The sequence below is a fragment of the Stenotrophomonas sp. CFBP 13724 genome (assembly GCF_014841975.1).
GTDB classification, from domain to species: Bacteria; Pseudomonadota; Gammaproteobacteria; order Xanthomonadales; family Xanthomonadaceae; genus Stenotrophomonas; species Stenotrophomonas lacuserhaii.
The window spans coordinates 58,265-82,180 of record NZ_JACYUW010000001.1 but is presented as its reverse complement, the minus strand read 5'-3'; the positions used below and the strand labels follow the sequence as shown (position 1 = coordinate 82,180).

General features: G+C 65.7%; 21 protein-coding genes. 4 read left to right on the top strand and 17 right to left on the bottom strand.

Translation table 11 applies throughout. From position 1 onward, the window contains the following. The first annotated feature begins 62 nt into the window (after window positions 1-62). Window positions 63-482, top strand: coding sequence for a low affinity iron permease family protein (locus IFT63_RS00365; RefSeq protein WP_192082888.1), 420 nt, complete (start codon window positions 63-65; stop codon window positions 480-482). 31 nt (window positions 483-513) lie between these two features. Here IFT63_RS00365 and IFT63_RS00360 read toward each other — a convergent pair whose 3' ends face one another. Together IFT63_RS00360 and smeD are read right to left on the bottom strand one after the other, a co-directional pair. Continuing rightward, window positions 514-3,660 (bottom strand): efflux RND transporter permease subunit, encoded by a 3,147-nt coding sequence (locus IFT63_RS00360; RefSeq protein ID WP_192082887.1) that lies wholly within the window; start codon window positions 3,658-3,660, stop codon window positions 514-516. A 12-nt stretch (window positions 3,661-3,672) separates the two neighbouring features. Then, window positions 3,673-4,806, bottom strand: coding sequence for a multidrug efflux RND transporter periplasmic adaptor subunit SmeD (gene smeD, locus IFT63_RS00355; protein WP_192082886.1), 1,134 nt, complete (start codon window positions 4,804-4,806; stop codon window positions 3,673-3,675). Between the two features lie 178 nt (window positions 4,807-4,984). Here smeD and IFT63_RS00350 point away from each other — a divergent pair, with 178 nt between their 5' ends. Beyond that, window positions 4,985-5,635, top strand: coding sequence for a TetR family transcriptional regulator (locus IFT63_RS00350; RefSeq protein ID WP_042614331.1), 651 nt, complete (start codon window positions 4,985-4,987; stop codon window positions 5,633-5,635). A 32-nt stretch (window positions 5,636-5,667) separates the two neighbouring features. Here the strand turns inward: IFT63_RS00350 and IFT63_RS00345 are convergent, their stop codons facing one another. From IFT63_RS00345 to IFT63_RS00285, 13 genes are all read right to left on the bottom strand, one after another. Continuing rightward, a complete protein-coding gene (locus IFT63_RS00345) occupies window positions 5,668-8,178 on the bottom strand; it encodes a fimbria/pilus outer membrane usher protein (protein ID WP_342450482.1) in 2,511 nt (836 codons plus the stop codon). Window positions 8,179-8,339: 161 nt separating this feature from the next. Further along, window positions 8,340-9,086, bottom strand: coding sequence for a fimbria/pilus periplasmic chaperone (locus IFT63_RS00340; RefSeq protein WP_042614329.1), 747 nt, complete (start codon window positions 9,084-9,086; stop codon window positions 8,340-8,342). Window positions 9,087-9,164: 78 nt separating this feature from the next. Then, window positions 9,165-9,707 carry a fimbrial protein gene (locus IFT63_RS00335; RefSeq protein ID WP_042614328.1) on the bottom strand — a complete coding sequence of 181 codons (543 nt, stop codon included), beginning with the start codon at window positions 9,705-9,707 and terminating at the stop codon, window positions 9,165-9,167. Between the two features lie 266 nt (window positions 9,708-9,973). Beyond that, window positions 9,974-10,525 (bottom strand): fimbrial protein, encoded by a 552-nt coding sequence (locus IFT63_RS00330; RefSeq protein WP_080335178.1) that lies wholly within the window; start codon window positions 10,523-10,525, stop codon window positions 9,974-9,976. 333 nt (window positions 10,526-10,858) lie between these two features. Beyond that, window positions 10,859-12,199, bottom strand: coding sequence for an ATP-dependent protease ATPase subunit HslU (gene hslU, locus IFT63_RS00325; protein ID WP_161793577.1), 1,341 nt, complete (start codon window positions 12,197-12,199; stop codon window positions 10,859-10,861). Between the two features lie 115 nt (window positions 12,200-12,314). Then, window positions 12,315-12,866: an ATP-dependent protease subunit HslV gene (gene hslV, locus IFT63_RS00320; RefSeq protein ID WP_042614336.1), complete on the bottom strand. Its 552-nt coding sequence runs from the start codon at window positions 12,864-12,866 to the stop codon at window positions 12,315-12,317. 106 nt (window positions 12,867-12,972) lie between these two features. Beyond that, window positions 12,973-13,509: a fimbrial protein gene (locus IFT63_RS00315; RefSeq protein WP_152620665.1), complete on the bottom strand. Its 537-nt coding sequence runs from the start codon at window positions 13,507-13,509 to the stop codon at window positions 12,973-12,975. Window positions 13,510-13,748: 239 nt separating this feature from the next. Next, window positions 13,749-14,669 carry a tyrosine recombinase XerC gene (gene xerC / locus IFT63_RS00310; protein WP_192082884.1) on the bottom strand — a complete coding sequence of 307 codons (921 nt, stop codon included), beginning with the start codon at window positions 14,667-14,669 and terminating at the stop codon, window positions 13,749-13,751. Between the two features lie 8 nt (window positions 14,670-14,677). Then, complete coding sequence (locus IFT63_RS00305; RefSeq protein WP_192082883.1) at window positions 14,678-15,349, bottom strand: DUF484 family protein; 672 nt, start codon at window positions 15,347-15,349, stop codon at window positions 14,678-14,680. Beyond that, on the bottom strand, window positions 15,346-16,158 hold the full coding sequence (dapF, locus tag IFT63_RS00300) for a diaminopimelate epimerase (protein WP_042614335.1): 813 nt from the start codon (window positions 16,156-16,158) through the stop codon (window positions 15,346-15,348). The genes IFT63_RS00305 and dapF overlap by 4 nt, the downstream gene beginning before the upstream one ends. Before the next feature lie 73 nt (window positions 16,159-16,231). Beyond that, a complete protein-coding gene (locus tag IFT63_RS00295; protein ID WP_042614323.1) occupies window positions 16,232-16,510 on the bottom strand; it encodes a lipoprotein in 279 nt (92 codons plus the stop codon). A gap of 65 nt (window positions 16,511-16,575) precedes the next feature. Then, window positions 16,576-17,001, bottom strand: coding sequence for a YbaN family protein (locus tag IFT63_RS00290; protein WP_042614322.1), 426 nt, complete (start codon window positions 16,999-17,001; stop codon window positions 16,576-16,578). Between the two features lie 164 nt (window positions 17,002-17,165). Further along, window positions 17,166-19,277 (bottom strand): prolyl oligopeptidase family serine peptidase, encoded by a 2,112-nt coding sequence (locus IFT63_RS00285; RefSeq protein ID WP_192082882.1) that lies wholly within the window; start codon window positions 19,275-19,277, stop codon window positions 17,166-17,168. 110 nt (window positions 19,278-19,387) lie between these two features. Here IFT63_RS00285 and IFT63_RS00280 point away from each other — a divergent pair, with 110 nt between their 5' ends. Next, on the top strand, window positions 19,388-20,581 hold the full coding sequence (locus IFT63_RS00280; RefSeq protein WP_192082881.1) for a pyridoxal phosphate-dependent aminotransferase: 1,194 nt from the start codon (window positions 19,388-19,390) through the stop codon (window positions 20,579-20,581). Between the two features lie 58 nt (window positions 20,582-20,639). Here IFT63_RS00280 and IFT63_RS00275 read toward each other — a convergent pair whose 3' ends face one another. Beyond that, complete coding sequence (locus tag IFT63_RS00275) at window positions 20,640-22,742, bottom strand: prolyl oligopeptidase family serine peptidase (RefSeq protein ID WP_192082880.1); 2,103 nt, start codon at window positions 22,740-22,742, stop codon at window positions 20,640-20,642. A gap of 69 nt (window positions 22,743-22,811) precedes the next feature. After that, window positions 22,812-23,090, bottom strand: coding sequence for a hypothetical protein (locus IFT63_RS00270; protein ID WP_192082879.1), 279 nt, complete (start codon window positions 23,088-23,090; stop codon window positions 22,812-22,814). A 152-nt stretch (window positions 23,091-23,242) separates the two neighbouring features. On the opposite strand from IFT63_RS00270, the gene IFT63_RS00265 reads away from it, so the two are divergent. Beyond that, window positions 23,243-23,857, top strand: coding sequence for a lipocalin family protein (locus IFT63_RS00265; protein WP_192082878.1), 615 nt, complete (start codon window positions 23,243-23,245; stop codon window positions 23,855-23,857). Window positions 23,858-23,916 lie beyond the last annotated feature (59 nt).

The window sequence follows — 23,916 nt, the reverse complement described above, 5'->3', positions numbered from 1 at the left end:
CGGCGCGCCAGGCACGCCGCGAATCGACGCGACGTGCACATCCCTCGGCGTATTCATCGGGCATGAGCCTGAAGTCTGTTTTCAACACCGTTGCCAAGCGCACCGCCTACGCCACGGGCACGCCCTGGACGTTCATCGCTGCTGTATCGGTAGTGGTGATCTGGGGCATCACCGGCCCCTTGTTCGATTTCAATGACACCTGGCAGCTGGTGATCAACACCGGCACCACCATCATCACCTTCCTGATGGTGTTCCTGATCCAGCACACGCAGAACGCCGATACGGCTGCGATGCAGATCAAACTGGACGAACTCATCCGCGTGACCGCGCACGCCAACAAGCAGCTGCTGGACCTGGAAGAGCTGGACGAGGAGCGGCTGGAAGAGATCCGAAAGGAGTACGAGCGGATGGCGCGCGAAGCGGGCGATGCGCTGCAACGCGTGCGCGCGTGCCGCAACGACGAGCAGGAGAAGGGAGGCTGATCCACGTGGCTTTCCGGTACTAAGCCGGACCTCATTCACCCGCCCCTGCCGGATGGGCCTGCCACCTGCGGTTGAACAGGCGCTGCACCAGCACGAAGAACAACGGGATGAAGAACACGCCCAGCAGCGTGCCGACGATCATCCCGCCCAGCACGCCGGTACCGATGGCGCGCTGCGCACCGGAACCCGCACCCGAGGCGATGGCCAGCGGCAACACGCCCAGCCCGAACGCCAGCGAGGTCATGATGATCGGGCGCAGGCGGTCACGTACTGCACGCATCGTGGCTTCGATCAGCCCCGCCCCCTTCTCCAGGTTTTCCTTGGCGAACTCCACGATCAGGATCGCGTTCTTCGATGTCAGGCCCACCGTGGTCAGCATCGCCACCTGGAAGTAGACGTCGCGCTCCAGACCCATCAGCGTGTTGGCCAGCACCGCACCCAGGATGCCCAGTGGCGCCACCAGCAGCACCGACGTCGGCACGCTCCAGCTTTCATACAGCGCGGCCAGGCAAAGGAACACGATCAGCAGCGACAAGATATACAGCAGCGGCGCCTGCGCGCCGACCTGCCGCTGCTGATAGGCGCTGCCGGTCCATGCCACGGTGAACCCCGGCGGCAGGCGCGAGGCGATGGCTTCAATTTCCGCCATGGCCGTGCTGGACGCCGCACCGGGAGCTGCCTGCCCCTGGATTTCCACCGCTGACACGCCGTTATAGCGTTCCAGGCGCGGCGATCCCTGCGCCCATCGTTGCGTGGCGAACGCACTGAACGGCACCATGCGGCCCTCTCTGTTGCGTACGGACCACTGCTGGAAGTCTTCCGGATTCATCCGGAATTGGACGTCACCCTGCAGATAGACCCGTTTCACGCGGCCGCGGTCACTGAAATCGTCGATGTATCGGCTTCCCCATGCCGCGGCCAGCGTCCCGTTGACCGCATCCAGCGACAGCCCTTGCGCGTGTGCCTTGCCTGCGTCCACGTCCACCTGCAACAAGGGCATGTCTTCCTGTCCGTTGGCGCGCATGTTCGCCAGAAGGGGGCTCGCCCTGGCGTTCAGCAGCAGCTCGTTGCGCGCCGACATCAGCGCGTCATGGCCGAGGCCTGCGCGGTCTTCCAGAAAGAACGCAAAGCCTTCGGCGGTACCCAGCGCAGGAATCGGCGATGGCGAAAATACATGGATTTCCGCTCCCTGGATGCCGGCCATGGCTTTCCCCGCACGCGCCGCGATCTGCGCGGCGCTATCCTGGCCCGACCGCTGTTTCCAGTCCTTCAACTGCACGAAGGCCAGCGCCATGTTCTGCCCCATGCCCGCATAGCTGTAGCCCTGCACGGCAAAGATGGCCTCCACCACGGCCGCTTCGTTGGTCAGGAAATGGGCTTCAACCGCTTCCACGACCTGTTGCATGCGACCGGTGGTCGCACCAACGGGTCCCTGCATCGTCAGCATGAGCGAGCCCTGATCTTCGTTGGGAAGGAAGGCACTTGGCAGACGCAGGAACAGTAGCGCCATGGCCAGCACCAGCACGCCGAAAATGCCCATGAAGCGCCACGGCCGCACGATGATGCCCCTCACGCCGCGCTGGTAGGATTCGCTGGAACGGTCGAATCGGCGGTTGAAGCCACTAAAGATGCGACCGGCCCACCCCGTCTGCGCGACATGCTGGCCGCCCTTCTCCAGCGGCTTGAGCAGGGTGGCACACAACGCGGGGGTCAGCACCAGGGCGACCAGTACCGACAACGCCACCGCCGATACGACCGTGGCGGAGAACTGCCGATAGATCACGCCCGTCGCACCGCTCATGAAGGCCATCGGCACGAACACCGCCGACAGCACCAGGCCGATACCCACCAGCGCACCGGTGATCTGGCTCATGGACTTCCGCGTCGCCTCAAGCGGCGACAAGCCTTCTTCGGCCATGATGCGCTCGACGTTCTCCACCACGACGATGGCATCGTCGACCAGCAGGCCGATCGCCAGCACCATCGCGAACATGGTCAGCATGTTGATGGAAAAACCCAGCAGCGACAGCACGCCGAAGGTGCCCAGCAGCACCACCGGCACCGCAATGGTCGGTATCAGGGTAGCGCGAAGGTTCTGCAGGAACAGATACATCACCACGAACACCAGCACGATGGCTTCAACCAGGGTCTTGACCACGCCCTTGATCGACACGCGCACGAACGGCGTGGCGTCATAGGGCATGACCGCCTTGAGCCCCGGGGGGAAATGCGGCTGCAGTTCTGCCAGTGCCACCTTGATAGCCGCCGCCGTCTGCAGTGCATTGGCACCCGTGGCAAGCGTCACCCCGATTCCGCCCGCTGGCTGGCCGTTGTAGCGGTTCGCGAAATCGTAGCTTTCCGCACCCAGCTCGATCCGCGCCACGTCACCCAGCAGCAGCTGCCCGCCGTCCTGTTCACCGCGCAGGATGATCGCGCTGAATTCCTCGGGAGTCTGCAGTCGCGACTGCGCCTGGATGGTCGCAGTGAGTTGCTGGCCGCTGCGGGCAGGTGCACCGCCCAGCGCCCCCAGGCTGACCTGGGCATTCTGCGCGCGGATGGCGGTGACAACCTCGTCGACCGCAAGACCATACGCGTGCAGTTTGTGCGGGTCCAGCCAGATGCGCAGCGCATACTTCCCACCGAACTCACGAATGCCGCCGACACCGGGCACCCGACTGAGCACATCCGCCACCGATGAACCGATGTAATCATCGATATCGTGCGCGTCCATGCTGCCATCTTCCGATACGAAGCCGATGATATGCAGGTAGCCGCCGCCGGACTTGCTGACCGTCACGCCCTGTTGCTGCACCTCCAAGGGCAGGGAGGGCATGGCCTGCTGCACTTTGTTCTGCACCTGCACCTGGGCGATATCCGGGTCGGTGCCGTTCTCGAAGACCAGCGAGATCGTCGCGTAGCCTGCATAGGAATAGCTCTGCGAGGAGAAGTACAACAGGCCGTCTATGCCCTTGAGCTGTTGTTCGATGACCTGCGTCACCGATTGCTCGATCACGCTGGCCGAGCCGCCGGGGTAGATCGCAGTCACCTCCACGCTGGGTGGCGCCACGTCCGGATACATCGAGACGGGTAATCTGAGCACCGCAAGACCACCGGCGAGCATGATGATGATTGCGACCACCCATGCAAAAACGGGACGGTCAATGAAGTAATGGGCCATGTGGCTCTCCGGTTACGGCAACGGGGCGTCGATGGCATGAACCGGCTTGCCCGGGACCGTTTTCTGCAGCCCCTCGACAATCACCTTGTCCCCGGCCTGCAGGCCGTCTTCCACCAGCCACTTGTCACCCAGTGCGCGGCTCACTTTGACGGGGCGCACTTCTACCTTGCCGTCCTTGTTGACCACCATCGCGCTGGTATCGCCCTTGGCATCGCGGGCGATGCCCTGCATCGGCACCAGCACCGCGCCATTGCGCACGCCGCCGCCGATCACCGCGCGCACGTACATGCCCGGCATCAGCACGCCTTCCGGATTGGATACCTTGACCCGCAGGCCGTAGCTGCCGGTGGTCGGATCCACGCTCACTTCGGAAAACTCCAGCGTGCCCTGGTGATCGAAGGTGCTGCCGTCATCCAGCAGGATGCTGACCGGCAGAGTCTGGTTGTCCTGCAGGCGGCCGGCAGCCAGTTCGCGGCGCAGCTGCAGCAGCTCGGCAGCGGACTGGGTCAGGTCGACGTAGATCGGGTCCAGCTGCTGCACGGTGGCCAGCGCTTCGGCCTGGGCGGCACTGACCAGCGCGCCCTGGGTAACCGAGGACTTGCCGATGCGGCCGCTGATCGGCGCGGTGATGCGGGCGTAACCCAGCGTCACGTTGGCGGCATCCAGCGAGGCCTTTGCAGCCCCCACATCCGCTTCAGCCTGCTTCTGCGCGGCGATCGCGTTTTCCAGGTCCTGCTTGCTTACCGCATCCACCTTGGCCAGTTCGGTGATCCGCGCCGCGCTCAGCCTGGAGGCGTTGGCGGTGGCTTCGGCACGGGCCAGCTGGGCACGCGCATTGTTGGATTGCGCGCGGTAACTGGCATCGTCGATCTGGTACAGCGGCTGCCCTTCGGTCACTAGGCTGCCTTCGGTGAAAAGCCGCTTGCCGACGATGCCGTTGACCTGCGGCCGCACTTCGGCGACCAGGAAGGCGGTGGTGCGGCCGGGCAGCTCGCGGGTCAGCGACACCGATTCGGCCTTCAGGGTGACCACGGTGACCTGGCCGGGGCCCTGCTGTTGCGGCTGGTCATCGCCACCGCCACAGGCGGCCACGGTCGCGGCGATGGCCAACGACAAGGCAAGGGGACGAATACGGGACAGAAGCATGGGGGAGGGTCTCGATGGCAGGAATTCGGTAGCGCCGAGCCATGCTCGGCGGCCGTGGATCCGCTGCGCTTTCAGACGCATCCGGGACCCTCGGCAATCATGGGCAGGAAATATACATACATGACTGTTTGTTTGTAAAGCGGTATGATTCGTTGATGTTTCGCGCAACTTCTGAGCAATGGCCCGAAAGACCAAAGAGGAAACCCAGGCGACCCGCGAAGGGATCCTCGACGCCGCCGAATCCTGTTTCCACGAGCATGGGGTAGCCCGCACCACGCTGGAGATGATCGGTGCGCGCGCCGGCTACACGCGCGGCGCGGTGTACTGGCACTTCAAGAACAAGATCGACGTGCTGGCTGCGGTGATCGAGCGCGTGCGCCTGCCCTTCATGCAGGAACTCGACCGCGCCGCCACCGAGTCGCGCGATACCCCGGTGCTGGACCTGCGCTCGGTGATCCTGGGTTCGCTGATCGACCTGGCGCAGGACGAGCGGCTGCGAAACACCATGGAGATCATGCTGCGCAGTGATTCATCGGCCGACAGCAAAGTGTTGGCCGACCTGCAGCAGGAAGGGTTCCGCGATGGGCTGGAGCGCATGGCGCGCGCCCTGCGCCGGGCCGCACAACTGGGCCAGCTCAAGCCCGGGGCGGACCCCGAAGTGGCCGCGCGGATGCTGCACGCCACGGTACTGGGCGTGCTGCACGGGGCGATGGTGGAACCGGAGCTGATGGACATCCGCCGCGATGGGATGCTGGCGCTGGACATGACGCTGGCTGCTTATGTCAAAGAAGGCGTCTTCGAGGCCGGCAGCGCGCCGACGCCGCTGTAACGCGGACTGCGGCAGCGCGCTCCCTCGCCCTGTTAGCGTGAGGGCACCGCACAGTTGGCGGTGATCAGCTCGCCGCTGTTGCCCGCAGGCAGTGCGTAGTCGATCACGCACTGCTGGCTTTCATCGGTTCCCAGGCGCACCGTCAAGCGGCCCGCTTCTTCGATGCCGCGCACCCACAGGCGGCTGGCCTGGCCGACCACGCCCACCACCTCGCCTGCCTCGTTGTAGACATCAAATCCGAACGGCAGCGCCCGTCCATCGGCCTGGAAGGCTTCAATCAACGCGCTGCGCCCGCTGCTGGTCGGGACCACCAGCTTGACCACCGCGCCGGCCGTCGGTACGCCGATGACGGACGTGGTCTCCAGCTCCACATCCAACGGCAACCCCTTCGGATCCACCGTCACTTCGTTGCGGCGGAACGGGGTCATGTAGGGAACGACAGCGTATCCCTTCGCATTGGTCTTGACGCCCACGGTGCTGTCCAGCGCCGCGCCTGCTGCATCGGGCACCTGCACCAGCGCGATGGTGTCACCGAGTTGCTGGGCGAACACCACGCCATCGCCATGCAGCACGATGCCACCGGTCGCGCCCAGGCTCAGCCCACGGCTGCCGGAGGCCTGGTTGTAGCCTGCGTTGAGCGTGGCCACCGATGCCTGGTAACTGACGCCCGCGTCGTAGTTCGCGCCTGTACCGCTGTAGCGGCTGATCGATGCGTTGTAGCCGCCCTGGCGACGCTCACCGAAGGTGCCGGTGACGCCGGCACGCTCATCGTCACGACCATCGCTGCTGCGGTTCACCGCCGTAGTCAGGCGCGGCGCGCTGCTGCGCGAGCCCAGCGGCACGGTCACGTTCAGATGGAAACTGTTGCCCTCCCGGCCCGCCCCGCCGCCCAAGCTGCGTTCCAGGCTGCGCTGCGCCGACAGGCTGTAGCTGGCAGGGCCGAGCCGGTCGGCGTAACCCACCGAAAAATTGGTGCGCCGCTGGTCCTGGTTCCAGTAGTCCACGCTGCTGGCGCTGGCATACAGCGACGCCGCACCTGCGCCCAGACGCTGGTTGAGGTTGATGTCCAGGCGCGAGCGCTGGCGTGCGAACAGCCGCCCGCCTTCACCCTCGGCCATCAGCTGGCGCAGGCGTGCCGCATCGCCCAACGACAGATAGCCCTGGGTCGAAAAGCGATACGCGGCCATCGACAGATTGGTGCCGGTCGCCGGAATGTCCTTGCTGAAAGCCAGCCGGTAGGACTGGCCCTGCATGCGCGAACCCGACGCCGGCAGCGCGCCGCGCAACTGCGTACGTGCCACCGTGACATCACCGGAGAACGCACCGAGGCGGGTGTTCAGCGCGCCGCCGAGCAGGCCGGCCGCATAACCATCGCTGGCGGTGACCCCACCGAAGCCGGTGAACCGGTTGCTCATCCCCTTGCGCAGGGTGGCCTCCAGCAACGCCGGGGTATCGCGAAGCCACGCGTCGTCCAGCGTGCCCACGGTGATGTTGAAGCGGTGCTGGCCAGCGCGCAGCAGCTGCGGCACGGAAGCAAAAGGCACCACGAAATGCTGCACCCGGCCATCGTCTTCGATGACTTCCACGTCCAGATCGCCGGCATAGGCGGTTCCGTACAGGTCATTGATCTCGAACGGACCGGCGGCGACGTTGGCCTGGTACAGCACCGCGTCGCGCTGGCGGATCACCACCCGGGCGTTGGTCTGTGCCACACCGCGCACCGTGGGGGCATAGTCACGCTGCGACTGCGGCAGCATGCGCGGATCGGTCGCCACACTGACGCCACGGAAGCTGACCCCGTCGAACAGGTCACCGTTGGTGCTGGCCTCGCCCACGGTCAGCTCGGTGCCCCATGAGGCGATGGAACGCTGGGCGTAGCTGCGCCCAGCGCGATACGACGTGCCGCGTCCACTGGACTGCGAAAGATAGCCGTCGTGGCGCACCCGCCAGGCTCCCAGGTTGACCCCGGCGTTGAGCATCGCGCTGGTCGACTGCCCCTGGTAGCCACGGCCCTGGATGCGCTGGTGGCTGATGGAATACCCGAGCATCGCCGCACTGACACCGTCATCCCACAATTCCGGACTGACCCAGCCACGCGGATCGCGTGACAGGTAGGCCTGCGGGATGCTCACTTCCAGCGCCAGTTCGCCGGCGTCGAAGCGGGCGCTGGCCTGCGGGATGAACGTGGACAGGGGCTTACAGCTGACCGTGTCGGGCAACGCCTGCAGGGGGATCGACGGGCCGTCGCCCTCGGTGGCGCTGCCCGGCTGCGGCAGGCGCGCGGGATCCACGCCCAGCACCGCTATCAGTTCCGGCGAGAGGCACACCGCGGTCGACCCGTTGTCCAGCGCGCGCAGTTCCACGTCACGCCGCGCGACAACCACGCCATTGACCTTGATGTCGGCACTGTAGATGCCCGGTGCATCCTCACCGCTCTCGAACCGGCTCAGGTCCAGCGCGCCGGCCTGCGAACCCTGCAGGAACTGCGCGTTGAACTCCACGTTGGGCGCCGCCCACGCGATGGCTGGAAACAAAGCGCCCACCACGGCAAAGGCCAGGCGGCATGGCTTCGGCGCTGACGATGTCGGGCTGCAGGACAGCATGGCGGATCTCCAGGAAGGCATGCGGCGGCGACACCTGCCAACGGCAGGCATCCGGGGGTGTGACGTCGATCGAAAGGGCGAAGGGCGGTCGGCGCTGCGGATCAGTTGCCGGACAGCGGCACGGACTGGCCGACGCTGGCGCCGAAGTCGTTGATGTACTGGAACTGCACGTTGCCGCCATTTGGACGTGCCCGCAGGCTGTCCAGCGCATAGCGTTCGGTGGACTGCGGCGCGATCATCTGCGGGTCGACCGCAGGGTGGTCGACGCCCTGCACGCGCAGGCCCAGGGTGCCGACATGCACGTAGTAAGGCGTCGGATTGGTGGCCTGCAGCGCCCAGCCCTTTGCATCGGGCACCAGGCTCCACTGCAGCTTCTGCGGCGCGGTGCCGGCGTCGTCCAGTCCGTTGGGGCGATAGATCAGCTTGATGCGCGTGCGCAGGCTGAACTGCAGGTAGTTCCCCGTGGCGATCTCGCCGTCCTGCGGTACCGGCGGGATGTCCAGTACATTGAGGTAATAGATGCTCTCGCGGTCCTGCGGCAGGTCACCGCCGGTAAACAGGATGCGCAGCGACTGCGACTTGCCGCCGTCCAGGCGGAACACCGGCGGACGCAGCACGAACGGGGTGACGCTCTCTTCCGGCGCGGCCAGCTTGTCACCGGCGTCGGTCCACGCCTGCACCAGCGATGCCTTCTGTCCGACGTTTTCAATGCGCACGGTGATCTCGCGCTGGTTGCCGGGGAATATCTGACGGGTGCCGTGCACGATGACGCCCGCGTCGGCCGAAACACTGGCCAGCAGCGAGGCAACAGCTACACAGCAGAGGAGTCCGGTACGGATCAGGTTCATGACAGGTCACTCGTTGCGGGCGTGGCCCGGGATGGCCGGGGCCCGAAGGCCCCGACCGGTACTACAACGGCCGTTCGATTACTTGTAATCGATGGTGTAGCCGACGCTCGCGTTGACCTCGCCGGCGGTGGCTGCGCCAGTGGCGCGGTATTCGGCAGCGAAGTCGATCTGCTGGGTGGACGCCAGGTCGATTTCAGCCGAACGCCACGGCGTGGCGATGTTGATCGGCGCGTCGGTGGCATCGCGCAGCGCGATCTGCACGTTCGCTGCAGGATCGGTAGCAGCGCTGTTGTTCAGGAAACCGTTGCTCTGGTTGGCGTCGCGGTTCGGGTTCAGTTCAATGGCTGCATTGCCGCTGGTGCACTGGGCGTCGGAACCGCCGATCACCAGCGAAACTGTCCGCTTGCCGGCCGTGTCACCGGCGTTCGCCAGCGCGCTGGTCGGCACGGTCGGCAGGGTCACGATCGGATCCTGGGGGGTGCCGCCGCTGCCCGGCCAGGTGATGTCGCACGTGGTGGCCGTGATCTGGCCGTTGAAGGTGATCGTGCCGCTCTGCGCCGAAGCAGAGAACGAGGCACCAATGGCCAGGGCGGCCGACAGCGCGATTGCAAGCTTGTTCATGGAATGGAATCCTTGGTTGATCGGGTGGGAACATCTGCTCGGCGGAATCCGGCGTGGGTTGGATGTCAGCCGCAAGGACTGGCTCGTCCTTGACATCTAATCTAGTAACCGGGCCGCCGGGATTTAATAGGACGGGGATGAAAGCCGGATCATGGCGACAGACCAATGTGGCCGATGACATCCCATAACGCAGGGCCCCGCCATCGGACGCGTCTGAACCGCACCGCGCTTGGACGGACGCACTGCGCACCGCCTGCGTCAGCGGCTCAGGGATAGTTGAGGGTGTAACCCAACGGGGCCTGGAAGGCGCCCGGAATGGCATCCTGGCCGTCGGCGAAGTACTCGGCGAAGAAGGTGAACTCAGCCACGTCGCCCACTGAAGCTGTCGGACGCAGGACCGCCCCGCCAGCCAGGTTGATCGGCGCGTCCTGCGCGTCGCGCAGCCCCACCACCGCGTTGGTGCCGCCACCGAGGCCCAGCACCCCATTGCGCAGGCGGCCATTGAGCAGGTTCGCCGAACGGTCGGTGTTCAACGCGATGGCCAAGCGTTCACTCGAACAGACCGGGTCACTACCGCTGATCCGTACCACCACCGGGGTGCGGCCTCCGCTCTGCCCCGAGCGCAGCGAGTTTGTCGCGATAGTGGGCAGGGAAACGGTCGCGTCATTGCCGACCACACCGTCAAAGGAGACTTCGCAGGTGACGGTCGAGACGGCGCCGTTGAAGGTGATGTCGCCACTCTGGGCCTGCGCGGCGCCTGCTGCGCCGAGCAGGATGAGCGCAAGCGTGGCGGGCAAGCGCATTGATGCAGTTTGCATGGAAGGTGCTCCTTGTTTCGTCCAATGACCATTCGTACCCGGGAACGGACTGTCGCCGGGAAAGCCATCGTCGAGGAGCGCGGCCACAAACAGACTAGGACGCGACGGAAGGCGCAGCGTCTGCGGCGGATGTTCTGGCCGCGGTCACAGCAACAGTGTGATAAGGCGCACGTGTCTGCGCGAGTTCGGCGTAAGGTCGGCCAGAAAGGGTCCCGGCCACGTCACGGCAGTCGGCGGTAGCGCCGACCCATGGCCGGCGAGCGCAGCGGGCGGCGCCGCATGGCCGGCAGGCCCCGCAAACGCAGAAGGCCGCCTTTCGGCGGCCTTGCGGTATCAGAGAATGTAGCGGCTCAGGTCGGGATCCTTGACCAGCTCACCCAAGTGCTTGTCCACGTACGCGGTGTCGATGGCCATTGTCTCACCATCACGATCCGGCGCTTCATAGCTCAATGAATCAAGCAGGCGTTCCAACACGGTATGCAGTCGACGGGCGCCGATGTTCTCCTGCCGTTCGTTCACCAGGAACGCGATTTCCGCGAGCCGGTCGATGGCATCTTCGTTGAAGCTGATCTTGACACCCTCCGTCAGCAGCAGTGCTTCGTACTGCTTGGTCAACGCTGCCTTCGGTTCAGTCAGGATGCGTACGAAATCAGCCTTTGTCAGGGCCCCCAGTTCGACGCGGATCGGGAAGCGGCCCTGCAGCTCCGGGATCAGGTCACTGGGCTTGGCAAGATGGAAGGCACCGGAGGCGATGAACAGGATGTGGTCGGTCTTGACCGTCCCGTACTTGGTGGACACGTTGGATCCTTCCACCAGCGGCAGCAGATCGCGCTGCACGCCCTCACGCGAGACATCGCCACCGCCCACGTTGTCACCGCGCTTGGCAACCTTGTCGATCTCGTCGATGAACACGATGCCATGCTGTTCGCAGGCCTCGATGGCTGCGCTGCGCACATCATCTTCGTTGACCAGCTTTGCGGCTTCTTCTTCCTGCAGCAGCGGGCGCGCTGCCTTGATGGTGAGCGTGCGCTTGTTTGATTTCGAACCGCCCAGGTTGGCGAACATCGACTTCAGCTGCTGACCCATCTCCTCCATGCCCGGCGGGGTCATGATATCCATGCTGACGTTGGCCGCGATCTCCAGTTCGATCTCGCGGTCGTCCAGCTCCCCGTTGCGTAGCATGCGGCGGAACTTGATGCGGGTTTCGTTATCCTGCGAAGACGGCTCGTTGCGCGCCGCTTCCGGATCAAAGCCGATGCCACCGCTGCGACGTGGCAGCAGCGCATCCAGGATACGGTCTTCGGCGCGCTCTTCGGCCTGCGTGCGCACGCGCACTTTGGCCTGTTCGCGGTACAGCTTGACCGCGGTGTCTGCCAGGTCGCGGATGATCTGCTCCACGTCCTTGCCCACGTAGCCCACCTCGGTGAAGCGCGTGGCTTCCACCTTGACGAATGGCGCATTGGCCAACGTCGCCAGGCGGCGCGCGATCTCGGTCTTGCCCACGCCGGTTGGACCGATCATCAGGATGTTCTTCGGCATTACTTCATCGCGCAACTCGGCCGGCAACTGCATGCGGCGCCAGCGGTTGCGCAGCGCGATGGCCACCGCGCGCTTGGCATCGTGCTGGCCGACGATATGGCGGTCCAGTTCCTGCACGATCTCGCGCGGGGTCATGGAAGCGGAGGTGTTCTCGAATTTCTTGGACATGGGGTGCTCACGAATGAGGATTGCCGACTTGAGTCGGCACTAGCAGAACGATGGCCGACCAAGGTCGGCACTACCCGTGCGGTCAGAGCTCTTCGACCACCACGTTGCGGTTGGTGTAGATGCAGATGTCCCCGGCGATGCCGATGGCTTCGCTGGCGATGGTGCGCGCATCCAGTTCGGTGTGCGCCATCAGTGCACGTGCGGCCGACAGGGCGTACGAGCCACCGGAGCCGATGGCGATGATGCCGTCTTCCGGTTCGATCACATCGCCGGTGCCGCTGATGATCAGCGAGGTTTCCTTGTCTGCCACGGCCAGCAGCGCTTCAAGCTTGCCAAGGCGCCGCTCGGTGCGCCAGTCCTTGGCCAGCTCGACGGCGGCCCGCTGCAGCTGGCCATGCTTTTCAAGCTTGGCCTCGAACAGTTCGAACAGGGTGAAGGCATCGGCCGCTGCACCGGCGAAGCCAGCCAGCACCTGGCTGTCCCGGCCCAGCCGGCGGACCTTGCGTGCATTGCCCTTCATCACCGTGTGGCCGAGGGTGACCTGGCCGTCGCCGGCGATGGCCACATGCTCGCCGCGGCGGACGCAGACGATGGTGGTGGCGTGGAAAACTGTGGGATTCTGGCTGGGGTCCATGTGGCCTCCGGTAAGCTGTGCGAAGGACATGGGGCCAGCGCCGGCCGCCATCAAGCGGCTACGGTAGGAAGCCGTTCATCCGACCGCCCGCGGTCCCGCCCGACGCTCAGTCATACACCAGGACGTACTCCACCTGTGCCGTTACCGTGCCCGGCTGCGCCGCCGCCGTGGCGTGATAGGTCGCCCACCAGCTGAGCACGCCCATTCCGTTTTCGTCGATGGGTATCGGCAGCGAGTTCTCGTTGGTGATCAACTGCACGTCCTGGAACGCGGCATTGAGCACCACCACGTCCACGTTGCGTGCGGTGCCCTGGTTGTTCAACCGGCCCGCCTCGTTGCTGTGCCCTACGCTGCGGAACATCGCACGCACGTTGGCCTGCTGGCACGGGTGCTCGCCGCTGCCGATGACCAGGTGGAAGGGAATCATCGTCCCGCGTCGCCCGGCCCGGTTCAACACTGCCTGGCGTGTGGCAGGCAGGCGGACCACCATATCCGGGCCGGTGCCGGGGACATCGCTGATCCCTTCGACAATGCAGGTCGCGGCAACCACCCGGCCGGTAAACGAAACGGCCCCGTCCTGCCCTGCGGCTCCCGTTGCCAGGGCGCTCATCGCCAATCCCAACGCCACCTTGATCATCCGCACGAATCTGCCTCCCGATGCCTGTTGCACGTCGCCCAGGTGCTTTGCCCGACCGGACGAGTGATGGCCGGCAAGCGTCTGGTTTTCCAGGCGCAGGGTGCATAAGACGCGACTGAGGCAACGCGATGTCCAGACAGATGCACCTCATCCGGCCATCAATGGACGTGTCTGCCACGATGCTGCGTCCTTGCTGCCGCGGGGAAGCGTGGCCCGGCAGGCGGCACCCGGCTGGACGCGTCGGGTCAGCCCGCCGCGTCGTCCTCGGACGGTCCGGCGACAGGTGTGCTGCCACTCTGCCGCTTTGCACGCGGATGGGCCGCGTCGTACACCTTGGCCAGGTGCTGGAAGTCCAGGTGGGTGTAGATCTGCGTGGTCGCGATGTCGGCATGCCCCAGCAGTTCCTGCACACCGCGCAGGTCGCCGGAAGATTCCAGGATGTGGCTGGCGAAACTGTGCCGCAGCATGTGCGGGTGCACGTGCTTGAACAGTCCCTGGCGCTGCGCCAGCTGCTTGATGCGTACCTGCACGGCACGCTGGCTGATGGCACCATTGCGCCCGGGGAAAACAGGCGCTGCGGGGGCAGCGTTGGTTTCTGCACGCCACGCTTCCAGCGCTTGGCGTGCGGGGCGCCCGAACGGCACCCGGCGCTGCCGGTTGCCCTTGCCGAGCACGTTGACCAGGCCGCTGGCGAAGTCCAGGTCACGCCAGGTCAGCGCGCACAGTTCGCTCAGGCGCAGGCCGGAGGAATAGAACAGTTCCAGCAGCGCGCGGTCGCGCCTTCCCAGTTCACCATCAGCAGGCAGTTCGACCAGCCGCACGGCCTCGTCGGCGTCGAGCACCTGCGGCAGGCGGCGCGGTGCACGTGGGGCTTTCAGTCCAAGCGTCGGATCGACCTGCAGCCGCCCATGCTTGAGCTGCCACGCGTAATACCCCCGGCAGGCGGACAGGCGCCGCTGCAGGCTCTTGGCCGACAACCCCCGACGATGCTCATCGGCGACGAAGCCGCGCAACTGCTCGCCGTCCAGCGCATCCACGCTGCAGTCGCGTGCTTCGGCCCAGCGCTGCAGCGCGTCCAGATCACGCCGGTAGGCATCCAGCGTGTGCGCCGACATGCGGCGCTCGACCATCATGTACTGCAGGAATGCCGGCACCGCATCGTTCATGGCCGCGATCAGCCGAATCGCTTCAAGGCCACGACCAGCGATTCGCCCATCATGCGCAGGAACAACGTGCCCATGCCCGGGTAGAACCGATTGGGGTCGTGGCTGCCCACGGCGATCAGGCCGACGCCGGGAAGCGGCAACAGCGCCGTGGTCTGGATCTCCTCGGCACGTCCGCCATACAGCACCGCATTCTTCTCCGGCTGCAGGCGGCCGCAGATCGGCTCGCCGTCCTTCAGGCAATCGCGGAACGGCCGCAGCAGCGGACTGTCGGCGGCCAACACCTGCAGCCACGGCGCCTGTTCCAACCCCGCCACCGGCACGTGCACCACCAGCCGCACCAGGTCGCCATCGAAATCCTCTTCCAGCGTCGCGGCCATCGCGCGCAGCGTATCGGCTGCGCTGTCCTGCTTCATCAACGCCAGGGTCAGCTGATGGGTACGCACGGCGAGGCGCTCGTTTACCTGGGCGGTATGGCCCAGGTCCGCCAGCCGACGCGACAACTCGCGGTTCTTGTCACGCAGCACGTCCAGCTGGTAGCTGGCCAGCGACGCGGTGGGGCCATCATCGCGCGGCACCACAAGCGTCAGCGCCAGGTCCGGGAACTGTTTCAGGAAGCCCGGATGCCGCCGCAACCAGGCGGCAACCTCGTGGCCGGCGAGTTTTTCCGTACTGTCACTCATGCGTTCCACTCCCCTTCGAACACGAATGCGCTGGGTCCGGACATCACCACCGGCTGGCCTTCACCGGCCCACTGGATGCGCAGTTCGCCACCGGGCAGGCTGATCCGTGCATCAGGGCCCAGGCGACCACGCTGCATCAGCGAAACCGCCGCCGCACACGCGCCACTGCCGCAGGCCAGCGTCTCGCCGACACCACGTTCGTAGACGCGCAGGCGCACATGGTCCGGCTCCAGCACCTGGGCAAAGCCCACGTTGACCGATTCGGGGAACGAGGCATGCTGCTGCAGCGAGGCGCCCAGGCGCTCCACCGGTGCGGCATCGACCAGGCCGACTTCGATCACTGCATGCGGATTGCCCATCGACACCGCGCCGAAGCGCACGGTCTCGCCCTGGAGGGGCAGCAGGTATTCATCGCGCGGGCGGGCGAAGCCGATCAACGGAATCTGCGCCGGTTCAAACACCGGCACGCCCATTTCGACCGAAAAACGATCTTCGCCGAGCGTACGCACCGAATGCGTGGCCAGCGGGCTGTCGATGGCGAATTCACTGTCCACGGTATCGCCGTTGCGGACCAGCCAGGCGGCCACGCAGCGTGCGCCGTTGCCGCACTGTTGGGAGCTGCTGCCGTCCGAATTCCAGATCCGGTAGGACGCCACCGACGTGGGTGCCCGCGGTGGTTCGATGGTGATGATCTGGTCGCAGCCTACGCCGGTGTGCCGGTCGGCCAGCCGCGCAGCCAGCTGTGGCGAAGGCGGCGCGGTGCCATCGCGCAGGTCGATCATGACGAAATCATTGCCTGCGCCGTGCATCTTGCTGAAACGCAGTGGGGTGCCGCGCGGATGTTGACGGCCAGCGGCCGCCGCTACCGCATCCTGTGCTGCCTCACTCATTGTTGTCGCCGGCGCCATCGTCGATCTGCGGTGTCACCGGGTCCGGAACGGTGCTGGGATTGCCCGCCTCGGTGTCCTGGGTGGCGGGCGGAGTGGCTTGCTCCTGGGTGGCATCGTCGGCGGCGGGCACATCGACCGGCTCGGCGACTTCTTCCACCGGCACCGGCTTCTGCGGCAGTACCAGCGGACCCTTGTTGCCACAGGCGCTGAGGAACAGCAGCGCGGACGCTGCCAGCGGAATCAGGATGAGGCTTCGGCGGGGATTGTTCATGCCCCGAGTGTAGCGCCGAGCCCTGCCCTTCGTCGCCCACCGCGCCCCGCCTGCAGCGGATGGATTCACGCTCCAGCAGGGGGTAGCGGACGCATCCACAACCACCCGCACACCACCATCATGCTGCCGATGGAGAACCCCTTGACCCAGGCCACCGGCACGCACCAGAGCATGATGCCGGCACAGACCGCCATGGTCAGCGTAGCCATCCATTTGCCACGGCGGCTGACCGCCCCGTGCGCCTGCCAGTTGCGGATCGCCGGGCCGAACCGCGGGTGGCCGAGCAACCAGCCGTGCAGCCGTTCGGAACCGCGCGACGCCGCCCAGGCCGAAATCAGGATGAACACGGTGGTAGGCAGGCCCGGCACGAAGATACCGACGATGCCGGTGCCCAGGCTGGCATACGCCAGCAACCACCACGCCCACTTGAAGCGCGCCCGGCGCGCAGGCGCCGGGGCGTCAGGATCAGCAGGACGGACAGGCGTGTTCATGCCACCAAGGATACGGTAGTGACGGCCGCTGGCCGTCAAACCAGTTGGGCCGCTGGGTGGGTGACGACCGTTGGTCGTCACGCTCTTCGGCCCGGCACAGTGACGACCAACGGTCGTCACCCACCAACCGTCGTCACCCACCAGCGGCCGTCACTACCGATCGATCAGGGGCCCGACACGCCCAGCTGGTCCAGCACGAACGCATACGATTCGGCCAGCTCCTGGTAACGCTGGAAGCGCCCGGACTTGCCACCGTGGCCCGCTTCCATGTTGGTGCGGAACACGATCGGATGGGTACCGGTATTGTCATCGCGCAGCTTGGCCACCCACTTGGCGGGCTCCCAGTACTGCACCTGCGAATCCCACAGGCCGGTGCCCACGAACAGCGCCGGGTAGGCCTGCCTGGCCACGTTGTCATACGGGGAGTACTTCAGCATGTAGTCGTAGAACTGCTTCTGCTCCGGGTTGCCCCACTCGTCGTACTCATTGGTGGTCAAGGGGATGGTCGGGTCGAGCATGGTGGTCACCACATCGACGAACGGCACCTGGGCGACCATCACCCGGTAGTCCTGTGGCGCCTGGTTGGCCACCGCGCCCATCAGCAGGCCACCGGCGCTGCCACCGGAGGCGGCCACGCGGTCCTTCGCCGCCCAGCCCTGCTGCACCAGCCCACGGGTGACGTCGATGAAGTCGTTGAAGGTGTTCTGTTTGTTCAGCAGCTTGCCGTCTTCATACCAGTCGCGCCCCATCTCCTGGCCCCCACGGATGTGCGCGATGGCATACACCACGCCGCGGTCGAGCAGGCTCACCGCGGTCTGGTTGAAGTAGGGGTCCATCGACATGCCGTAGCTGCCGTAGGCGTACTGGAACAGCGCGCCGGTCCCGTCCTTCTTGAAGCCCTTGCGGTACACCAGGGAGACCGGCACTTTCACGCCGTCGCGCGCGGTGATCCACACACGGTCGGTTTCATACTTCGACGCGTCATAGCCGATCACCGGCTGCTGCTTCAGTTGGCGACGCTCGCCGCTCTGCGTGTTGATCTCCAACACCGTGGTCGGGGTGGTCATCGAGGTGTACGCGTAGCGCAGCCACGGCGTATCGGCTTCGGTGTTGTCATCCAGGCCCATCGAGTAGGCCGGCTCATCGGCCTTCACGTAGTCGGTGCGACCGTCCTTGAACAGCAGGCGGATGCGCTCCAGGCCTTCGGAACGTTCGGCGATGGCGGTGAAGCCATCGAACAGTTCGAAGCCTTCGATGTACACCGACGGGTCATGCGCGATCCAGTCCTTCCACTGCGCGCGCGAGGTCGCGTCGGTGGGTGCGGTGACCAGCTTGAAGTTCTTGGCCCCGTCGTTGGTGCGGATCACCCAGCGACCATCGAAGTGGTCGGCATCGTATTCCACTTCGCGGTGGCGCGGCGCCAGCACGGTGAAGGTGGTCGGATCGCTGGCCGGCGCATAGCGCTCTTCGGAGGTCACCGTGCTGTGCAGGCCGATGGTGATGAAACGGTCGTCGCGGGTACGGCCGATCCCCATGTAGAAGCTGTCGTCCTGCTCTTCGTACACCACCACGTCGCTGCTCGCCGGCGTGCCCAGCACGTGCTTCTTCACCCGCACGGTCAGCAGGGTTTCCGGATCGTTTTCCACGTACAGCACGGTGCGGTTGTCATCGGCCCACACCAGGTTGCCGGACGAACCGGTGATGGTGTCGGGCAGGACGTCACCGGTGCGCAGGTCCTTGAAACGGATGACGTACTGGCGACGGCCGACATCATCATCGGCCCAGGCCAGCAGCTGGTTGTCCTGGCTGACCTCCATCGTGCCGACGCTGAAGTAGCCCTTGCCGGCCGCCATCTGGTTGACGTCCAGCAAAATCTCTTCGGCCGCCTGCATGTCGCCCTTGCGGCGCGCATGGATGGGATAGTCCTGGCCGGTCTCGAAGCGGCTGTAGTACCAGTAGCCGCGCTCACGCGCCGGCACGCTGGAATCGTCCTGCTTGATACGCGCGACGATCTCCTTGTACAGGGTCTCCTGCAGTGGCTTCAGCGGTGCCACCACCTGGTCGGTGTAGGCGTTCTCGGCCTGCAGGTAGGCCAGCATTGCCTTGTCTTCGCGCTTGTCGTCGCGCATCCAGTAATAGTCGTCGTTGCGGCTGGCACCGAACGGGGCCTTGACCACGTGCGGGCGCTTTTCGGCGTCCGGCGCGACGGGCGGGGGGGCGGCGTGGGTGGTGGTGGTCATCAGGCTCGCAAGCAACAGGCAGAGGGTGGACTTCACGAAGTAAGGCTCCTGGGACGGGATTGCAACGGCTTCCTTGTACCGCCAGTCTGGGCGTACGCGTGGCAGTGGACAAGCCTGCCGTTGGTCACCGGCGTACCATGGGCGGCATGAGCCTTCTGCATGACGACAAGCGACCGGCCTACAGCCGGCGCAGCCACGATATCGCCCCCTTCCATGTGATGTCCCTGCTGGCGCGTGCGCAGGCGCTGGAACAGGCCGGCCACGATGTGATCCATCTGGAAATCGGCGAGCCGGACTTCACCACCGCCGCACCGGTGGTGCGTGCCGGCCAGGCCGCCCTGGCCGCCGGCCACACCCGCTATACCGCCGCGCGCGGCCTGCCTGCGCTGCGCGAAGCAATCGCCGGTTTCTACCGCAGCCGGTACCAGCTGGATATCGACCCGCAGCGGATCCTGGTCACCCCGGGCGGTTCCGGCGCGCTGCTGCTGGCCAGCAGCCTGCTGGTGGACCCGGGCAAGCACTGGCTGCTGGCGGACCCGGGTTATCCGTGCAACCGGCATTTCCTGCGCCTGGTGGAAGGCGGCGCGCAGCTGGTGCCGGTCGACGCCGGCACGGCCTACCAGCTCACTCCGGACCTGGTGGCCACGCACTGGAACGAACACAGTGTTGGGGCGCTGCTGGCCTCGCCCGCCAATCCCACCGGCACGGTGCTGTCGGCATCGGAGCTGGCGGCGCTGTCGCAGGCGCTGCACGCGCGTGGCGGGCACATGGTGGTCGATGAGATCTACCACGGCCTGACCTACGGCATGGACGCGGCCAGCGTGCTGCAGGTCGACGACTCGGCCTTCGTGCTGAACAGCTTCTCCAAATACTTCGGCATGACCGGCTGGCGACTGGGCTGGCTGGTGGCACCGCCGGCCGCGGTGCCGGAACTGGAGAAGCTGGCACAGAACCTGTACATCAGCGCGTCCAGCATCGCCCAGCACGCCGCGCTTGCGTGCTTCGAAGAGGAGGCGATGGCGATCTTCGAACAGCGCCGCGAGGCATTCCGCCAGCGCCGTGATTTCCTGCTGCCCGCGCTGCGCGGACTCGGTTTCCGCATCGCCGTGGAACCGCAGGGTGCGTTCTACCTGTACGCGGATGTCAGTGCGTTCACTGACGACGCGCAGGCGTTCTGCGCCCACTTCCTGGAAACCGAGCACGTGGCCTTCACCCCCGGCCTGGATTTCGGCTTCCACCGGTCAAACCAGCATGTGCGGCTGGCCTATACGCAGGAAATCCCGCGCCTGCAGGAGGCGGTGGAACGGATCGCGCGCGGGCTGCGCACGCTGACCCGGTAGTGACGGCCGCTGGCCGTCACCCCGAAAACCATGACGGCCAGCGGCCGTCACTACCGAATCAGTTACCGCCCAGTCGCTCCCACAGGAAGCTGTAGGCCAGTGCGGACATGTGCGCGGCCTGCGCATTGTTGGCCGCACCGCCGTGACCGCCTTCGATGTTCTCGTAGTAGGTTACGTCCTTGCCGGCGTCGATCATCTTCGCCGCCATCTTGCGGGCGTGGCCCGGATGCACGCGGTCATCGCGGGTGGAAGTGGTGAACAGCACCGGCGGGTACGCCTTCTTCGCATCGAACAGGTGATACGGCGAGAAGGTCTTGATGTACTCCCAGTCGGCCGTATCCGGATTGCCGTACTCGGCCATCCACGAGGCACCGGCCAGCAGGTGGCTGTAGCGCTTCATGTCCAGCAGCGGCACCTGCACCACCACCGCACCGAACAGCTCCGGGTACTGGGTCAGCATGTTGCCGGTCAGCAGGCCGCCATTGCTGCCGCCCTGCACGCCCAGGTGCTTGGCCGAGGTGATCTTCCGCGTGACGAGATCGCGCGCGACCGCGGCCATGTCCTCATACGCCTTGTGGCGGTTCTGCTTCAGCGCGGCCTGGTGCCAACGCGGCCCATACTCACCGCCGCCACGGATGTTGGCGACCACGTACACCCCCCCCTTTTCCAGCCACGCACGGCCCATGCCGCCGGAATAATTCGGGGTCAGCGAGATCTCGAAACCACCATAGCCGTACAACAGGGTCGGGTTCGAACCATCGCGCGGCATGTCCTTGGCGTGCACCACGAAGTACGGCACGCGGGTGCCGTCCTTGCTGGTGGCGAAGTGCTGCTCGATGACCTTGCCTTCGGCATCGAAGAACGCCGGCATGGTCTTCAGCACTTCCGGCGTGCTGCCGATCTCGGCCAGCGCCAGGGTGGTCGGGGTCAGGTAATCGGTGGCGGTCACCCACACGGCGTTGCTGTCGTTGCTGTCCACCGCGCCGACACCCAGCGTGCCGAATGCCGGCGCACCGACGAACCCACTGCGGGTCCAGCCGTTGCTGCCGGGGGTCAGCACGCTGAGCCGGTTCTTGACGTCGTCCAGCACGTTCAGCACCACGTGGTCCTTCGTCCACACCGCACCGGCCAGCGAGGTGGTATCGGTGGGGGCGAACAGCACGTCGAAATCGCGCTTGCCGGCGAGGAAGTCCTCCAGCCTGGCCGCCAGCAGCGAACCGGCCGCGTAGGTCTTGCCGCCCACCGTCCACGGTTCGCGCAGCTCCAGGCTGAGCCACTGCTTGTGCAGGCCCTTTTCAGCCGAGTTCGGCGCGTCGATCTTGGTCAGCTTGCCATCGTCGGCGCGCAGGTACAGCTCGTTGTTGTAGAAGGCCAGCGTACGGCTGACCAGGTTGCGTTCGAAGCCCGGGGTGTCATCGTGCACGGCCGCGATGTACATGTCGTCCGGCTTGCCTTCATACACCACCTGCGCCGACGCCAGCGGCGTGCCGCGCTTCCACAGCTTGGCAACGCGCGGGTAACCGGAGGTGGTCATCGAGCCATCGCCGAAATCGGTATAGACGAACACGCTGTCACGGTCGACCCAGCCCAGCCCGCCCTTGGATTCGGGCCGGAAGAAGCCGCCGGTAACCCAGCTGCGGCTGGCCAGGTCGAACTCACGGGTGACATCGGCATCAGCGCCGCCGCGCGACAGCGCGATCAGGCAGCGGTCGTACTCCGGCCGCAGGCATTCCACGCCGTGCCACACCCAGTTCTCGCCTTCGGCCTTGTTCAGCGCATCCAGGTCGATCACCGTTTCCCACTGCGGCGACGCCTTGCGGTACTCGGCCAGGGTGGTGCGGCGCCACAACCCGCGTTCGTGCTGCTTGTCTTTCCAGAAGTTGTAGTAGTACTCGCCGATCTTCTCCACGCCGGGAATCTTGGCGTCCGAATCGAGCACTTCACGGATGCTGGCTTCCATCCGGCTGAACGCCGACGTCTGCGCAAGGCGCCCTTCTGCCTTGGCATTCTGCTCTTTCACCCAGGCCAACGGCTTGTCACCGGCAACCTCTTCCAGCCAGGCGTACTGATCGTTCTGTTCAGTTTCAGCGGCCACGGCGGTCCCCAGCGAGGCAGCGGTCATCATGCCGGCCAGCAGGCAGGCGGAAGCGAGTCGTGACATTGCGGTTCCAGACAGTCATAAGCTGCAGAACGCTATCACAGGGCCTGCGCCCTGCCCCCATGTCGAAGGTCAGGCCGTACGGACCGTGCGCGTGGCCCGCCGGCGCGCCTGCACGCGGCGCCGTTGCCAACGCGGCAGGGGGAAGCGCAGCAGCGACCACCACGCCGCCAGCGGCATGCCCAGCAGCCACAGCGGCATCCAGCCGATCCACGCCGCATTGCCACGTGCGGCCGGCCAGACCAGCACCATCGCCAGTCCCGCCAGCGCTATGTGCCTGACACAACGCAGCAGGCGCGGGTCTGGACCGGTGTCCGGGGAAGGAGAGCGAGCAGGATGATGTGGGCGCATGGAGGTCTCCGAAGGCGAAAAAGGGGTGCGAGTCGCCACCTTGCCCCTGTCGTTTCTCACCAGCTGCGACATCCCACCGTCAGACACCATTGACGAATCCCTCGCGCGCATTCGACCATGCTTGCGCAAGCCCTCCTGGAGCCCGCTTTCCCATGCCGTCGATCCGCCCGTTGTGTGCTGTCCTGCTGACCACCCTGATCGTCGGGCCGGGTTGTGCGATGTTCCGTTCCAGCGCGTCCAGCGCGCCGGAGCCGGTGGCCGTGGCCGATCAGGACGATCGGGGGGCGCCGATCAACCTGCAGCGCTTCATGGGCACCTGGTATGTGATCGGCCGCGTGCCCAATTTCATCGAACGCGGCCACGTGGCCAGCGTCAATGAATACACCCTGCGCGAGCCGCAGAAGATCGGAATCACGTATCGCTATCGCGATGGCTTCAGTGAACCGATGCAGGAAATCCAGGCGCGCGCCTCGGTCGACGAAGACAGCGGCAACCACGACTGGCGCACCTGGTTCTACCGCGTGGTACCGACCCATTCGCGCGTGCTGGAAGTGGCGCCGGATTATTCATGGGCGCTGGTCGGTTATCCCGGCCGTGAGATGGCGTGGATCTTCGCGCGCAAGCCGGAGATGGAAAACGGTCTGTACAAGAAGCTGGCCGAACGCCTGCGCGACGAGTACGGGGTAAACACCGACAAGCTCAAGCGGGTGCCGCAGCAGCGCAGCCAGGTCGACAAACTCGGCTACGAAGTGCCCAACCAGCGCTGAGCGGATGCGTCGGGCAACCGCCGTTCGAACGTAGTGTTTTCCCTGCTTTGACGGATTCC